The sequence below is a fragment of the Streptomyces roseolilacinus genome (genome assembly GCF_014649335.1).
GTDB classification, from domain to species: domain Bacteria; phylum Actinomycetota; class Actinomycetes; order Streptomycetales; family Streptomycetaceae; genus Streptomyces; species Streptomyces roseolilacinus.
In genome coordinates this window covers 1-16,082 of sequence record NZ_BMSV01000003.1, presented here as the reverse complement: position 1 = coordinate 16,082, position 16,082 = coordinate 1, and the positions used below count along the sequence as shown (strand labels likewise).

Annotated in this window: 7 protein-coding genes and 1 tRNA gene; 1 reads left to right on the top strand and 7 read right to left on the bottom strand. The window is 71.8% G+C overall.

Features of this window, described 5'->3' with window-relative positions; genetic code table 11:
- Positions 1-19: 19 nt before the first annotated feature.
- The 6 genes from pgsA to IE106_RS07565 form a co-directional block, all read right to left on the bottom strand.
- Positions 20-700, bottom strand: coding sequence for a CDP-diacylglycerol--glycerol-3-phosphate 3-phosphatidyltransferase (gene pgsA / locus IE106_RS07590; RefSeq protein ID WP_189531248.1), 681 nt, complete (start codon positions 698-700; stop codon positions 20-22).
- The gene (rimO, locus tag IE106_RS07585; RefSeq protein ID WP_189531246.1) at positions 697-2,199 is read right to left on the bottom strand and encodes a 30S ribosomal protein S12 methylthiotransferase RimO; all 1,503 of its coding nucleotides are present in this window, start codon (positions 2,197-2,199) and stop codon (positions 697-699) included. The genes pgsA and rimO overlap by 4 nt, the downstream gene beginning before the upstream one ends.
- Before the next feature lie 158 nt (positions 2,200-2,357).
- The gene (locus tag IE106_RS07580; protein WP_229840160.1) at positions 2,358-3,191 is read right to left on the bottom strand and encodes a helix-turn-helix domain-containing protein; all 834 of its coding nucleotides are present in this window, start codon (positions 3,189-3,191) and stop codon (positions 2,358-2,360) included.
- A gap of 214 nt (positions 3,192-3,405) precedes the next feature.
- Complete coding sequence (locus IE106_RS07575) at positions 3,406-6,243, bottom strand: DNA translocase FtsK (RefSeq protein ID WP_189531243.1); 2,838 nt, start codon at positions 6,241-6,243, stop codon at positions 3,406-3,408.
- Positions 6,244-6,364: 121 nt separating this feature from the next.
- Complete coding sequence (locus tag IE106_RS07570) at positions 6,365-7,045, bottom strand: response regulator (protein WP_189531242.1); 681 nt, start codon at positions 7,043-7,045, stop codon at positions 6,365-6,367.
- 244 nt (positions 7,046-7,289) lie between these two features.
- Positions 7,290-12,659 (bottom strand): HAMP domain-containing protein, encoded by a 5,370-nt coding sequence (locus IE106_RS07565; protein ID WP_229840227.1) that lies wholly within the window; start codon positions 12,657-12,659, stop codon positions 7,290-7,292.
- Between the two features lie 417 nt (positions 12,660-13,076).
- Between IE106_RS07565 and IE106_RS07560 the strand changes: the two genes are divergently transcribed.
- Positions 13,077-15,728: a SpoIIE family protein phosphatase gene (locus IE106_RS07560; RefSeq protein ID WP_189531240.1), complete on the top strand. Its 2,652-nt coding sequence runs from the start codon at positions 13,077-13,079 to the stop codon at positions 15,726-15,728.
- A 54-nt stretch (positions 15,729-15,782) separates the two neighbouring features.
- On the opposite strand, the gene IE106_RS07555 is transcribed toward IE106_RS07560, so the two are convergent.
- A tRNA-Thr gene (locus tag IE106_RS07555) sits at positions 15,783-15,855 on the bottom strand.
- Between the last annotated feature and the right edge of the window lie 227 nt (positions 15,856-16,082).

Below are 16,082 nucleotides of genomic sequence, written 5' to 3'. Positions count from 1 at the left end.
CCCTCCCGTACCGCCCGTCTCACCGGGGCGGCTCCGCGGCGGCCCGGGCCGCCCGGGCGGCCCGCTCGGCGGCGAGCCCCCGGCGGCGCAGCACGACGGCCTGCCGTACGTAGTCGAGCCCCGTGGCCACCGTCAGGACGACCGCCAGGGCCATCACCCACCAGCGCAGGGTGGCCAGCGGGCCGGTCAGCGCCAGCACGTACATGCCCACCGCCGTGCCCTGGGCGAGCGTCTTCATCTTGCCGCCCCGGCTGGCCGGGATCACTCCGTGGCGGATCACCCAGAACCGCATGAGCGTGATGCCCAGCTCGCGGAAGAGGATCACGCCCGTCACCCACCACGGCAGGTCGTCGAGGGCGGACAGGCAGATCAGGCCGGCGGCCATGATGGCCTTGTCGGCGATGGGGTCGGCGATCTTCCCGAAGTCCGTGACGAGGTTGTACGTCCTCGCCAGGTGCCCGTCGAAGATGTCCGTGATCATGGCGACGGCGAACGCCGCCCACGCCCAGGCACGCCAGGCGGGGTCGTACCCGCCGTCCTGGAGCAGCAGCACCACGAACGCCGGGACGAGCACCAGCCGCACCATGGTGAGGATGTTGGCGATGTTCCACAGGCTGGCCTGGTTCACGGCCACCGCTCCCAGCTTCCCGCCGGGCGCCCTCCCCGTGCCGCCCTGAGCGGGCGCCGGGACTCCGGTCATCTGCCCGCCTCCTCGAGTACCTCGGCCACCAGGTCGACGCCTTCCGTGCCCACGACCTTCGCCGTGACCATACGGCCCACGGCCAGCCCGGCGCCCGTCGTGAACAGCACCTGCCCGTCCGTCTCCGGGGCCTGGTGCTCCGCGCGGCCGGCCGCGGCGTACTCGTCGTCGTCGAGGTCGTCGCTTTCCACGGACTCGACCAGTACCTCCAGGGTCTCTCCCAGGCGCTCCTCCGCACGCTGGGCGGTCAGCTCCTCCGCGAGCCTGGACAGGTGCGCGAGGCGCGCGTCGACGACCTCCTGGTCCAGCTTGCCCTCGTACGTGGCGGCCTCGGTGCCGTCCTCGTCGGAGTAGCCGAACACGCCGATGGCGTCGAGCCGGGCGTGGACGAGGAAGCGCTCCAGCTCGGCGAAGTCCTCCTCGGTCTCGCCGGGGAAGCCGACGATGAAGTTGGACCGCACGCCGGCCTGCGGCGCCTTGCCGCGGATGGTGTCCAGCAGTTCCAGGAACCGGTCGGTGTCGCCGAAGCGGCGCATGGAGCGCAGCACGGCGGGCGCGGAGTGCTGGAACGACAGGTCGAAGTAGGGCGCGACCTTCTCCGTGGACGTCAGGACGTCGATCAGGCCGGGCCGCATCTCGGCGGGCTGGAGGTAGCTGACCCGGACGCGCTCGATGCCGTCGACGGCGGCCAGCTCGGGCAGCAGCGTCTCCAGCAGGCGGATGTCGCCGAGGTCCTTGCCGTACGAGGTGTTGTTCTCGGAGACCAGCATGACCTCCTTGACGCCCTGCTCGGCCAGCCAGCGCGTCTCGCCCAGCACGTCACCGGGGCGCCGCGACACGAAGGAGCCGCGGAAGGACGGGATGGCGCAGAACGAGCAGCGCCGGTCGCAGCCGGAGGCCAGCTTCACGGAGGCGACCGGGCTGGTGTCCAGGCGGCGGCGCAGCGGGGCGCGCGGGCCGGAGGCGGGCGCGACGCCCTCGGGCAGGTCGGCGGGGGCCCGGGGGGGCTCCGCGGGGGCCTGCAGGGCGCCGTGGCCCGGCAGGGCGACGGCCGAGGCGGCGCCCTGCCGCTCGACGGGGCTGAGGGGCAGGAGCTTGCGCCGGTCGCGGGGGGTGTGCGAGGCGTGGACGCCGCCGCTGAGGATGGTCCGCAGGCGGTCGGAGATGTCGGCGTAGTCGTCGAAGCCGAGCACGCCGTCGGCCTCGGGCAGGGCTTCGGCGAGCTCCTTGCCGTACCGCTCGGCCATGCAGCCGACGGCGACGACGGCCTGGGTGCGGCCGTGGTCCTTCAGGTCGTTCGCTTCGAGGAGGGCGTCGACGGAGTCCTTCTTGGCGGCCTCGACGAAGCCGCAGGTGTTGACGACGGCGACGTCGGCGTCGGCGGCTTCCTCGACGAGCTCCCAGCCGTCCGCTGCCAGGCGGCCTGCGAGCTCCTCCGAGTCCACCTCGTTACGGGCGCAGCCAAGAGTGACAAGGGCGACGGTACGGCGTTCGGGCATGGACTCAAGACTACTTCGTCCCCGGGGCCCCTCCGGCGCGCAGGTCCGGCACCCCGCCCCACCCGCCGCAGGCCCCGGCCCGTACCCCCGGGTCCGGGGGCGCGGGCGGGGCCTGCGGCGGGTGGGGCCTGTGGTGCCTGGGAGCAGGGGACCGGGGGTCAGCCGACCTGGGGGTCGCCCTTGGTGTACGTCAGCCGTTCGACCTGGCCGGGGGCGAACTCGTCCTCGACCTTCTTCCCGTTCACGAACAGCTCGATCGCCCCGGCGTTGCCGAGGATGAGGTCGAGCCGCTCGTCGTCCTGGAAGGTCTTGGAGTCGCCCTTCTGGAGCAGGCCGTCGAAGAGGAGCTTGCCGTTGCGGGCCTTCGCCGAGATCCAGCTCTTGTCGTCGACGGCGGTGAGCTTGACCGTGACCTTGTCCTGCGGGACGGCCGCGATCGCGCTCTCCGAGGGGACCGGCGCGGGCTTGGACGGCGCCGGCTTGGGCGCCTGGCTCGGGGACCGGACCGCGGCCGGCGCGTCCGCCATGTTCTCGGCGCCGGTGTCGCCCTGGCCGAAGAGGGTGAAGCCGACGAAGCCGATCACCACGACGATCGCGGCGACCATGGCGGCGGTCCAGTTGGGCCGGCGCCGCTCCGGGCGGATCCGCTCCGCCTCGAACATGGGTGCGGCGGAGGTGGGGGCGGGACGGCCGCCGTGCTCCGCGTCGTACTGCTCGACCAAGGCGGCCGGGTCGAGCCCCACGGCCCGTGCGAGCGTCCGCACGTGCCCGCGGGCGTACACGTCGCCGCCGCACCGCGAGAAGTCGTCCTCCTCGATCGCGAGCACGATGGGGATGCGCACGCGCGTGGAGTCGCTGACCTCCTCGACGGTCAGGTTCGCGGCGACGCGCGCGTCGCGGAGCGTGCGGCCGATCGAGGGACGGTCGTCCTCGGGGAGCGAAGGCCGGTCGTCTTCGGGGGAGTTGCCGTCGGGGGCGTTGCCGATGGACACGAGGGCGCCTTTCGAGCGTGTAACCACCTGCTGGAGGTTCAGTCTATGGGTGGTGCGAAAGGGTGGGGCAACCGGGCGGACGTGGTTTGTACGCCATCGGAATGGCCGTCGCCCGCGGTGCGGGGACCATCATTCTCCGCCCCTTCCCCCAACGTGACGTGCGGTCCGGGGCAACGGTTGCTCACGGTTCCCTTACGGGTGGGACACGGTCGGGTCAGGAGCCGTCCTCGCCGCGGATCACGGCGAGCACACCGTCCAGTTCGTCCGGTTTCACCAGGACGTCCCGCGCCTTGGAGCCCTCGCTGGGTCCGACGATGTTCCGCGACTCCATCAGGTCCATGAGCCTGCCCGCCTTGGCGAAGCCGACACGCAGCTTCCGCTGGAGCATCGACGTGGAGCCGAACTGCGTGGACACGACCAGTTCGGCCGCCTGGCACAGCAGGTCGAGGTCGTCGCCGATCTCCTCGTCGATCTCCTTCTTCTGCTTCGTCCCGGTCGTGACGTCGTCGCGGAAGACGGGCGCCATCTGCTCCTTGCAGTGCCGCACGACGGCCGCGACCTCCTCCTCCGTGACGAAGGCGCCCTGGAGCCGCACCGGCTTGTTCGCGCCCATCGGCAGGAAGAGCCCGTCGCCCTTGCCGATGAGCTTCTCGGCTCCCGGCTGGTCGAGGATGACGCGGCTGTCGGCGAGGGAGGAGGTGGCGAAGGCGAGGCGGGAGGGGACGTTGGCCTTGATGAGGCCGGTGACGACGTCCACGGAGGGCCGCTGCGTGGCGAGCACCAGGTGGATGCCGGCGGCGCGGGCCAGCTGCGTGATGCGGACGATGGCGTCCTCGACGTCACGCGGCGCGACCATCATCAGGTCGGCCAGCTCGTCCACGATGACCAGCAGGTACGGGTAGGGCTGCAGCTCGCGCTCGCTGCCCGGGGGCGTCTGCAGCTTGCCGCTGCGCACGGCGGCGTTGAAGTCGTCGATGTGCCGGTACCCGAACGCCGCCAGGTCGTCGTACCGCAGGTCCATCTCCCGCACGACCCACTGGAGCGCCTCGGCGGCCCGCTTGGGGTTGGTGATGATCGGCGTGATCAGGTGCGGGATGCCCTCGTACGCGGTCAGCTCGACCCGCTTGGGGTCGACGAGCACCATCCGGACGTCCTCGGGGGTGGCCCTTATCATCACCGACGTGATCAGGCAGTTGATGCACGAGGACTTGCCCGATCCGGTGGCGCCGGCGACCAGGACGTGCGGCATCTTCGCCAGGTTGGCCATGACGTAGCCGCCCTCGACGTCCTTGCCCAGCGCGACCAGCATCGGGTGCTCGTCCCCGGCGGCGTCGGCGAGCCGCAGCACGTCGCCGAGCTTGACCATCTCGCGGTCGGTGTTGGGGATCTCGATGCCGACGGCGGACTTGCCGGGGATCGGCGAGATGATCCGCACGTCGGGGCTGGCGACCGCGTACGCGATGTTCTTCGTCAGCGCCGTGATCCGCTCGACCTTCACGGCCGGGCCGAGCTCCACCTCGTACCGGGTGACCGTCGGGCCGCGGGTGAAGCCCGTGACGTCGGCGTCCACCTTGAACTCGGAGAAGACGTTGCGCAGGGACGCGACGACGGCGTCGTTGGCGGCGCTGCGCGTCTTGCCCGGACCGCCCCGCTCCAGCAGGTCGAGGGAGGGCAGGGCGTACGTGACGTCCCCGGCGAGCCGCAGCTGCTCGGCCCGCGCGGGCATCGGCTCCGACGCCTCCCGCACGGGCGCGGGCTTGGTCAGGTCCGGTACGAGCCCGCCGTCCGCCTCCTCGCGCGCCGGGGGCACGGCGGCGGGGGCGCCGCCCGGCCCGCCCCGGCCCCGGGCACGCCCCGCGTCGCGGCCGGACGCGCCGGCGCCGGCCTGGTCGCGGTCCCCGGTGACCTCCCGGGACAGGTCGGCCACGAGGGGGGAGGGCGGCATGCCGTTCAGTACGGCGCCGTCGAGGTCCGCCGCGGCGGCCGCGGCGATGTCGACGGGGTCCAGCGGCCGCCCGAACGCGGGCTCGGCGGTGTCCGGCGCCTTGCGGGTGCGCGGCCGCCGGCGCCGCGTGAGCGCCTCCTCCTCGGCCTGCTCGGAGTCGTACCCGTCGGCCTCCGGGGCGCGGCCGGCGCGGCGGCGGGAGGAGGCGGGCAGGGCCTCGCGCCACTGCTCGTCGTACCGCTGGTCGTCGTCGCCCCACTCCTCGTACGGCTCGATGACGCCGAGCCGCTCGCCGAGCGCCCGCAGGCGTCGCGGGATGGCGTTGACGGGGGTGGCGGTGACGACGAGCAGGCCGAAGACCGTCAGCAGGACGAGCAGCGGGACGGTGAGGACCTCGCCCGTCATGAAGATCAGCGGGGTGGACGCGGCCCAGCCGACGAGGCCGCCGGCGTCCTGCATGGCCTGGGCCCCCTCGTCGCGGCCGGGTGAGCCGCAGGCGATGTGGACCTGGCCGAGGACGCCGACGACCAGGGCGGACAGGCCGATGACGATGCGTCCGTTCGCCTCGGGCTTCTCCGGGTGCAGGATCAGCCGGACGGCCATGGTGCCGATGAGCAGCGGCACGAGCAGGTCGAGCCGGCCGAACGCGCCGGTGACGAGCATGTCGACGAGGTCGCCGACCGGACCGCGGAGGTTGGCCCAGGTGCCGGCCGCGACGACGAGGGCGAGACCGATCAGCAGCAGGGCCAGGCCGTCCTTGCGGTGCGCGGGGTCGAGCCCCTTCGCGCCGCGCCCCACGCTGCGGAACAGGGAGCCGACGGCGTGGGCGAGCCCGAGCCACAGGGCGCGGACGATCCGGTAGACGCCCCCCGTGGGGGACGGCGCCGCCTTGGGTACCGGCCTGGCCGCCTTCTTCGCCGCCTTCTTGGCGGGTGCCTTCCTCGCCGCGGCCTTCTTGGCGGGGGCGGGCTGCTTGGCGGCGGTCTTCCTGACGGGCGGCTTGCCGGGAGCCGCCTTCTGCGCGGCGCCCCCCGTACGGCCGGCGGCGCGCGGCTTCGCGGTGCCCGCCGTGCCGTGGGGACCCTTGCCGGACGTACGTGAGGCCATGGGGGTGAGATTACCGGTGTGGGGGGCGTGGGACACGTGTCCGCCCCCTTCACCCGTTCGTGTCGCTTCCGCGGTGTGCGGAAGGTGACGCGCCCTCAGGGAGCGCCGGGGGCGGGGACGGTCAGGCGGGAAGGCCGGAACCGCCGCCCGCAGTGCCGGGCTCCAGCGCGTCCAGCGCCCGCCGCAGCCCCGTCAGCTTCCGTTCCAGGTGCGCGGCGGTGGCGACGGCCGCGGCGTCGGCGGACTCGTCGTCGAGCTGCTTGGACAGCGCCTCGGCCTGCTCCTCGACGGCGGCGAGCCGCGCCGACAGCTCGGCGAGGAGGCCCGCGGGCTCCTTCGACGCGGCCTCGCCCTGACCGCCGTTGCTCCCCTCGAGCTGGAGGCGGAGCAGCGCGGCCTGTTCGCGCAGCTGGCAGTTCTTCATGTACAGCTCGACGAACACGGAGACCTTGGCCCGCAGGACCCACGGGTCGAACGGCTTGGAGATGTAGTCGACCGCGCCCGCGGCGTACCCCCGGAACGTGTGGTGGGGGCCGTGGTTGATGGCGGTCAGGAAGATGATCGGAATGTCGCGCGTGCGCTCCCGCCGCTTGATGTGCGCGGCGGTCTCGAAACCGTCCATGCCCGGCATCTGGACATCCAGAAGGATGACCGCGAAGTCGTCCGTCAGCAGCGCCTTGAGCGCTTCCTCCCCTGACGATGCCCGCACCAGGGTCTGATCGAGCGCAGAGAGGATCGCCTCCAGCGCCAGCAGATTCTCCGGCCGGTCATCGACCAGGAGGATCTTGGCCTTCTGCACCATGGCCCGTCCTCCTCGCCCCGGCAGTTGGCCGGGCGCCGCCCCAGGGGACGACTCCCTTGTGCCGTCCGTCCTTGTGCCGGTCATGGTAGCCGCACCCCGCCCGTCGCCACACCCTGTCACCGTGATGTCACTGCGCACGCAACGGAAACGCGGCACGAGACCAGAAGGTTCCCCGAATAGGGCCCCCTCACACGCCACTGGCAACTGCCGATTGGCGTGTTATCGAAAATTGTTCAAAATGCGATCACTTTCCGTGCATCCATTGATCCATCACACCGAGCAGGTGATCCGGGTCGACCGGCTTGGTGACGTAATCCGAGGCCCCGGATTCGATCGCCTTCTCCCGGTCGCCCTTCATCGCCTTCGCGGTCAGCGCGATGATCGGCAACCCCGCGAACTGCGGCATCCGGCGGATCGCCGTCGTCGTGGCGTACCCGTCCATCTCCGGCATCATGATGTCCATCAGCACGACCGTCACGTCGTCGTGCTGCTCCAGGACCTCGATGCCCTCCCGGCCGTTCTCCGCGTACAGCACCGACAGGCCGTGCTGCTCCAGCACGCTGGTGAGCGCGAAGACGTTGCGGATGTCGTCGTCGACGATCAGCACCTTCTCGCCGCCGAACCGGAACGTCCGGCGCTCCCCCGCCTCCTGCCCGGCCGGCGCCTCCTGGCCCGCCCCCGCGGCCCGCCGACCGTCCTGGCCCGCCTCCGCCGCGACCGCCTTGCGGCGGTGCCGGAACAACGCGCCCGTACCGGCCTGCCGGCCGTCCGCCGGGGGTGCGCCGTGGGCCGGTGCCGCCGGGGCGGGCGCCACGGGCCCGGCCGGCAGCGCCAGGGGCGCGGTGCCCGGCCCGTCGAGCACCGCCTCGTCGGCGTTCGGGGCCTGCGGGGCACCGGCTCCGGGGCCGTACCCGTGCGGCGGCAGCTCGTTGACGTGGAGCGGCAGGTACAACGTGAACGTCGAGCCGCGTCCCGGTTCGCTCGCCGCGTGGATCTCGCCGCCCAGCAGCCGGGCGATCTCTCGGCTGATCGACAGCCCCAGACCCGTACCGCCGTACTTGCGGCTCGTCGTGCCGTCCGCCTGCTTGAACGCCTCGAAGATCACCCGCATCTTGCTCGCGGCGATGCCGATGCCGGTGTCGGTCACCGAGAACGCGATCAGGTCGGCGTCCGGGTCGCGCAGCGAACCCGCCTCCAGCAGCTGCTCCCGGATCGACGCCGGCACGTCCGCCTTCGCCGGGCGGATGACCAGCTCGACCGCGCCGGTGTCGGTGAACTTCACCGCGTTGGACAGCAGGTTGCGCAGCACCTGCAGCAGCCGCTGTTCGTCGGTGTGGAGCGTCGCGGGCAGCTCCGGCGAGACCCGTACGGAGAAGTCGAGGCCCTTCTCCGCGGTCAGCGGCCGGAACGTCGCCTCCACGTAGTCCACCAGCTGCACCAGGGCGATCCGCGTCGGGCTGACGTCCATCTTGCCCGCCTCGACCTTCGACAGGTCCAGGATGTCGTTGATCAGCTGGAGCAGGTCGGAGCCCGCGCCGTGGATGGTCTCGGCGAACTCCACCTGCTTCGGCGACAGGTTGCCGTCCGCGTTGTCGGCGAGCAGCTTGGCGAGGATCAGCAGCGAGTTGAGCGGGGTGCGCAGCTCGTGCGACATGTTCGCCAGGAACTCGGACTTGTAGCGCATGGAGACGGCGAGCTGCTCGGCCCGCTCCTCCAGCACCTGCCGCGCCTCCTCGATCTCGGTGTTCTTCACCTCGATGTCGCGGTTCTGCTGCGCCAGCAGCTCGGCCTTCTCCTCCAGTTCGGCGTTGGAGTCCTGCAGCGCCTTCTGCCGGCTCTCCAGCTCCGCCGACCGCTCCCGCAGCTGCTCGGTCAGCTCCTGCGACTGCTTCAGCAGCACCTCCGTCTTGGAGTTGACGCTGATGGTGTTGACGCTCGTCGCGATCATCTCGGCGATCTGGTTGAGGAAGTCCCGCTGGATCTGCGTGAACGGCTGGAACGACGCCAGCTCGATCACCCCGAGGACCTTCCCCTCGAACAGCACCGGAAGCACGATCACGTGCGCCGGAGCGGCCTCCCCGAGACCCGACGAGATCTTCAGGTAGCCCGGCGGGACGTTCACCTGGATCGTCCGCTTCTCCTCGGCGGCCGTCCCGATCAGCGTCTCGCCCGGCCGGAACGACGTCGGCATCGACCCGGCCGAGTAGCCGTAACTGGCGCGCATCCGCAGCTCGTACGAACCGCTGTCCACGCCGCCCGGCTCCGCGGACCCGCCACCGGTCGGAACGGCCAGGAAGAACGCGCCGTGCTGCGCCGACACGACCGGCGTCAGCTCGCTCATGATGAGCGACGCGACGTCGTCCAGGTCCCGCCGGCCCTGCATCAGGCCGGAGATCCGGGCGAGGTTGCCCTTCAGCCAGTCCTGCTCCTCGTTGGCCAGGGTCGTGTCGCGCAGGTTGGCGATCATGGTGTTGATGTTGTCCTGGAGGACCTGGATCTCCCCGGACGCGTCCACGTCGATCTTCAGGTTCAGATCGCCGCGGGTCACCGCCGTCGCCACCGCGGCGATGGCGCGCACCTGCCGGGTGAGGTTCCCGGCCATCTCGTTCACCGACTCGGTGAGGTCCCGCCACGTGCCGTCGACGTCCCGCACCCGGGCCTGGCCGCCCAGGATGCCCTCGGTGCCCACCTCGCGCGCGACGCGCGTGACCTCCTCCGCGAACGACGACAGCTGGTCGACCATCGTGTTGATGGTGTTCTTCAGCTCCTGGATCTCGCCGCGCGCGTCGATGTCGATCTTCTTGGTCAGGTCGCCCTTGGCGATGGCGGTCGTGACGGCCGCGATCTGCCGCACCTGACCGGTCAGGTTGGACGCCATCGAGTTCACCGACTCGGTGAGGTCCTTCCACGTACCGGACACCCCCGGCACCCGCGCCTGGCCGCCCAGTTCGCCCTCGGTGCCCACCTCGCGCGCCACGCGCGTCACCTCGTCGGCGAACGACGACAGCGTCGTCACCATCGTGTTGACCGTGTCGGCCAGCTCCGCGACCTCGCCGCGCGCCTCGACCGTCACCTTCTTCGTCAGGTCGCCGTTGGCGACCGCCGACGACACCCGCGCGATGTTGCGCACCTGCGAGGTGAGGTTGTTGGCCATCACGTTGACGTTGTCGCTGAGGTCCTTCCAGATGCCGGTCACCCCGCGCACCCGCGCCTGGCCGCCGAGGATGCCCTCCGTACCGACCTCGCGCGCCACGCGCGTGACCTCGTCCGCGAAGTTCGACAGCTGGTCGACCATCGTGTTGACGGTGGTCACCAGGTCGAGGATCTCGCCCCGCGCGTCGACGGTGATCTTCTTCGACAGGTCGCCCCAGGCGACCGCCGTGGTCACCTGGGCGATCTGCCGCACCTGGGAGGTGAGGTTGCTCGCCATGAAGTTGACCGACTGCATCAGGTCCTTCCAGGTACCGGCGACGCCCGGCACCTGCGCCTGGCCGCCGAGCCGCCCCTCGGTACCCACCTCGCGGGCCACCCGCGTCACCTGCTCGGCGAACGCGGACAGCTGGTCCACCATCGTGTTGAGGGTGTTCTTGAGTTCCAGGATCTCGCCGCGGGCGTCCACGTCGATCTTCTGCGACAGGTCACCGCGGGCCACGGCCGTGGCCACCTGGGCGATGTTGCGGACCTGGGCGGTGAGGTTCCCCGCCATGCTGTTCACGGAGTCCGTCAGGTCGCGCCACACCCCGGCGACGCCCGGCACCTGCGCCTGGCCGCCGAGCCGCCCCTCGGTACCCACCTCGCGGGCCACCCGCGTCACCTGCTCGGCGAACGCGGACAGCTGGTCGACCATCGTGTTGATGGTGTTCTTGAGTTCCAGGATCTCGCCGCGCGCGTCCACGTCGATCTTCTGCGACAGGTCACCGCGGGCCACGGCCGTCGTCACCTGGGCGATCTGCCGCACCTGGGAGGTGAGGTTGCCGGCCATGAAGTTGACGGAGTCGGTGAGCTCCTTCCACGTGCCGGACACCCCCGGCACGCGCGCCTGACCGCCGAGCCGGCCCTCCGTGCCCACGTCACGCGCCATGCGCGTCACCTGGTCGGCGAACGACGAGAGCTGCGCCACCATCGTGTTGACGGTGTTCTTCAGCTCCAGCATCTCGCCGGCCACGTCGACGGTGACCTTCTGCGACAGGTCGCCGTTGGCGACCGCCGTCGTCACCTGGGCGATGTCCCTCACCTGGCCGGTCAGGTTCCGGAACGCCGTGTTGACCGAGTCCGTCAGGTCCTTCCACGTGCCGGCCGCGCCGGGCACCTCGGCCTGTCCGCCGAGCCGGCCCTCGACGCCGACCTCCCGCGCCACCCGCGTCACCTCAGAACCGAACGCGGAGAGCTGGTCCACCATCGTGTTGACGGTGTTCTTCAACTCGAGCATCTCGCCGGCCACGTCGACGGTGACCTTCTGCGACAGGTCGCCGTTGGCGACCGCCGTCGTCACCTGGGCGATGTCCCTCACCTGACCGGTCAGGTTCCGGAACGCCGTGTTGACCGAGTCCGTCAGGTCCTTCCACGTCCCGGCCGCGCCGGGCACCTGCGCCTGACCGCCGAGCAGCCCCTCGACACCGACCTCCCGCGCCACCCGCGTCACCTCGTCGGCGAACGTGCGCAGCGTCTCGGTCATCTGGTTGATGGTGTCCGCGAGCTGCGCGACCTCGCCGCGCGCGCTGACCGTGACCTTCTGCGACAGGTCGCCGTTGGCGACCGCCGTGGTGACCTCCGCGATGCCCCGCACCTGGGAGGTGAGGTTGCCCGCCATCGTGTTGACGGAGTCGGTGAGGTCCTTCCAGACGCCGGCGACACCGGGCACCTCGGCCTGCCCGCCGAGTTCGCCCTCCGTACCGACCTCGCGCGCGACGCGCGTCACCTCGGAGGAGAACGACGACAGCTGGTCCACCATCGTGTTGACGGTGTTCTTCAGCTCCAGCATCTCGCCGGCCACGTGCACGGTGACCTTGCGGGACAGGTCGCCCTTGGCGACCGCCGTGGTGACCAGGGCGATGTCCCTCACCTGCGCGGTCAGCCGGTACGCCATGGTGTTGACCGAGTCCGTGAGGTCCTTCCACGAACCGGACACCCCGCGCACCTGCGCCTGTCCGCCGAGCTTGCCCTCCGTACCGACCTCGAGGGCGACCCGCGTCACCTCGTCGGTGAACGACGACAGCTGGTCGACGAGGTTGTTGACGGTACGGGCGACCTTCAGGAACTCGCCCCGCAGCGGCCGCCCCGCCCCGTCGGGTCCCTCGGAGCGCAGCTCCATGCGCTGCTCCAGGTCACCGTCCGCGACCGCGGACAGTACCCGCCCGACCTCGGAGACGGGCCTGGTCAGGTCGTCGACGAGCGCGTTGGCCGCCTCGATCGCGCTGGCCCAGGCGCCTTCGCTGGCGCCGACCTCCAGCCGCTCCGACAGCTTGCCCTCACGGCCGACGACCCGGCGGACCCGCGCGAGCTCACCGGTGAGGTGCAGCTTGCGGTCGGCCACCTCGTTGAAGACGGCGGCGATCTCCGCCATCGCCCCTTCACCGGTGACGGTGAGCCGCTTGCGGAAGTTCCCGTCGCGCATCGCGACCAGGGCCCCCAGCAGCCGCTCCAGTGCAGCGGCGTCCACCTCGACGGTTCCGCTGCTCCGGGACCGTCCGCCCTTCGCGCGCGTGCTACCGCCTCGCGCCGCCACGCCAGACTCCACCGTGTCCCTCCCGCAGGGGTCGACCGTATTCCTCGGGTATCGCTCCGGCCGCGGCCCTCGCGGCACTGCCACCGGAAGCCTTCCCAGTCTTCCACTGCGAGCAGGCCGGGCCATAACGGTTCGGCAGCTTCGCATAACGTCCCCGTCCACTGGGGACGGAAACAGCCGTGACCACCACCCGCCCGGACTGTGAAGGTAAGTAACCTGGCATGCGGCTGTCCAACCGCCCCGGTCCGCCCGGCGGGGGCGGTGTGGCCGTACGACCACGGGGTACCGGGAGGGGCGGGGCCGATCATGGCGAAGCCGGGCGTCGAGACGCGTACGAGGAGTTCTGTGATCACCGCGCGGGCGGCTGCCACCTTCGAACCTGTGGGGCGGGCGGTCGCGACCGCCAGGGCCTTCGTCCGAGACACCCTGCAAGGCTGGGGGTATTCCGACATCGTCGACGACGCCGTCGTCCTGACCAGCGAACTCGTCACCAACGCGGTGATCCACGCCGGTACGGCGGCGGACGTCCTGTGCCTGCGCGCGGAGGACGGCGTACGGGTCGAGGTCGCGGACCGCTACCCGGAGCGCGAGGTGCCCCTCCAGGGCGTCGCCCAGCCCGCTCCGGCCCCGGACCGGGAGAACGGCCGCGGGTTGCTCCTCTGCGCCGCCCTGGCCAGCCGCTGGGGCGTCGAGTACTCCCCCACCCGCAAGCACGTCTGGTTCCAGCTGGACCTTCCGGACCGCCCGGTCGGCACCCGCCACGCGGGCCCCGCCCTGCCCACCGAGCTGCTGCCCACCGCGGACGAGCGCATCCGGGTCGCGGTCGTGCAGATCGACCCCACGGGCGCGATCGCGGCCTGGAACGACGACGCGGAGCACCTTTTCGGGTACTCCGCGGACCAGGCCGTCGGCAAGCAGCTCGGCGACTTCGCCGCCTGGCCGCACACGCCGGGCACGGGCACGGGGCTGGCGGAGGCGCTGCGGCTGTCCCGCTGGGAGGGCAGCTACGGCATCCGCGGCACGGACGGCCGCGTGATCCCCGTGTACGCCTCCCACCTGCGGGTCCGTGACACGCACGGCGAGCCGTCGACGGTGTGCCTGCTGGTGCGCGACTACGAGCGCGCCGTCCTGCAGACCCCGCCCCGCGCGGCGGGCGGCGACTCGGCGGGCGAGAGCCGCACGGCGGACCCGTTCGAGGTGTTCATCGGCTCCCCCGCCCCGGACGACCTGGACGGCCTCCTCCAGCGCACGGTGGAGCGGGCCCGCGACATGCTCGACGGGGACGCCGCCTTCCTGCTCCTGGCGACGGACGACGAGACGGAGCTGGAGGTGCGCGCCACGACGGGCCTTCCGTCCGCCCGCCAGCGCTTCGCGCGGGTGCCGGTGGAGGCGGGGACGAGCCGGTACGCGTCCGCCCGCATGCCGGCCGTCCACGAGGACCTGCTGGCGGTGCCGGGCGCGGTACCGCTGCTGAACGGCACGGGCATGCGTTCGGTCGTGACGGTCCCCCTGAAGGTGGAGGGGCGCCTGACGGGTTCCCTGGGGGTGGCGGCGGAGTCCGCCGGCCGCTACGCGAACGAGGAGGCCCTGCGGCTGCAGTTCGCCGCCGACCGGATCGCCCTGGCCGTCGAGTCGGCCCGGCTGGGCGAGCTGGAGCGGCTGCGCCGCGGCTCGCTGAGTTTCCTGGTGGAGGCGTCGGACCTGCTGGCGGGGACCCTGGACCGGGACCAGACGCTGGCGCTGATGGCCCAGATGACGGTTCCGACGCTGGCCACGTGGTGCGCCGTGTACACGATCGCCGACCAGTCCTCGGATCCGTACCTGTCGTACGTGCTGCACGAGGACGAGGAGCGCATCGACGGGCTGAAGGAGCTGCTGTCGGGCGTCGCCCCGCCGGATCCGGTGCCGACGCCGGGCGCCCGGGTGTGGAGCGTGCCGGCGGAGGCGGCCCAGCGGGCGGCGTTGGAGGCGTCGCGCCGGCAGCTGGGTGAGGCGTCGTCACCGCTGTCGTCGGGGATCGGTACGACGCTGGCGACGGCGGCCGCGGTGGGCGGTGAGACGGTGGTGCTGCCGCTGGTGGCGCGTAACCGGGTGATCGGCATGCTGACGCTGGGCAAGCCGTCGGACGACCACTTCCGCCAGGAGATCCTGGAGCTGGCGGAGGACCTGTCGCGTCGTGCGGCGCTGGCGCTGGACAACGCGCGGCTGTACAGCGAGCGGACGGCGATCAGCCAGTCGTTGCAGCGCAGCCTGCTCCCGCCGGGGCTGCCGCAGATCGCGGGGGTCGAGGTGGACGTGATCTACCGGGCGGCCGGCGAGGGCAACGAGGTGGGCGGCGACTTCTACGACCTGTTCCCGATCGGGGACGGGGCGTACGGCTTCGCGATCGGCGACGTGTGCGGTACGGGCCCGGAGGCGGCCGCGGTGACGGGGCTCGCCCGTCACGCGCTGCGGTTGCTGGCCCGTGAGGGTCTCGGCGGCCCGGCGGTGCTGGAGCGGCTGAACGCGGCGATCCTCGACGAGGGGGCCCGGAGCCGTTTCCTGACGCTGCTGTACGGGGAGCTGCGGCCGCGGGAGGACGGTAGCGCGGTGCTGAAGGTGGTGTGCGCGGGGCATCCGCTGCCGTTGCGCCTGCGCCAGGACGGCACGGTGGAGCCGGCTGCGGAGCCCCAGCCGCTGCTGGGCGTGATGGACGACCTGGAGTTGTACGAGGAGACGGTGACGCTGGATCCGGGGGATGTGCTGTTGTGCGTCACGGACGGGGTCACGGAGCGGCGTGAGGGCACGCGGATGTTGGGTGACGACGGTCTGGCGGAGGTGCTGCGGACGTGTACGGGCCTGACGGCCGGCGCGGTCGCGGCGCGTGTGCTGCGGGCGGTGGAGCGGTTCGCCGCCGAGCCGGCGTCGGACGACATGGCGATCCTGACGTTGCGCGTCCCGGAGCCTCACCGGCTGTAGGAACCCCGGATACGACGAAGGCCCCCGCCGTGAGGCGGGGGGCCTTCTGTTCGGAGCCCCCAAACGGAATCGAACCGTTGACCTTCTCCTTACCATGGAGACGCTCTACCGACTGAGCTATAGGGGCCTGTCGCTTTTCGGGATTTCCCTCGCGGCGACAGGAAGACTATACCCCGGAGGAGACCCGAACGCCTAATCGACTCGCACGGGCCGGCCGTACACGAAAAGCGCCGTGCACGAAAAGCCTCGGTCCGGCCCCGGAGGCAGAAAGCCTCGGCCTCTCGGCCCTGGGAACGCAAAAAAGCCTCGGTCCCGGGAACGAGGTTCCCGGGACCGAGGCTGAAGAATTGTTCG

Coding starts and splice junctions, on each gene's coding strand:
- IE106_RS07560 (WP_189531240.1), top strand. CDS start 13,077: ATGGCGAAGCCGGGCGTCGAGACGCGTACGAGGAGTTCTGTGATCACC.
- pgsA (WP_189531248.1), bottom strand. CDS start 700: ATGACCGGAGTCCCGGCGCCCGCTCAGGGCGGCACGGGGAGGGCGCCC.
- IE106_RS07570 (WP_189531242.1), bottom strand. CDS start 7,045: ATGGTGCAGAAGGCCAAGATCCTCCTGGTCGATGACCGGCCGGAGAAT.
- IE106_RS07575 (WP_189531243.1), bottom strand. CDS start 6,243: ATGGCCTCACGTACGTCCGGCAAGGGTCCCCACGGCACGGCGGGCACC.
- IE106_RS07565 (WP_229840227.1), bottom strand. CDS start 12,659: ATGCGCGACGGGAACTTCCGCAAGCGGCTCACCGTCACCGGTGAAGGG.
- rimO (WP_189531246.1), bottom strand. CDS start 2,199: ATGCCCGAACGCCGTACCGTCGCCCTTGTCACTCTTGGCTGCGCCCGT.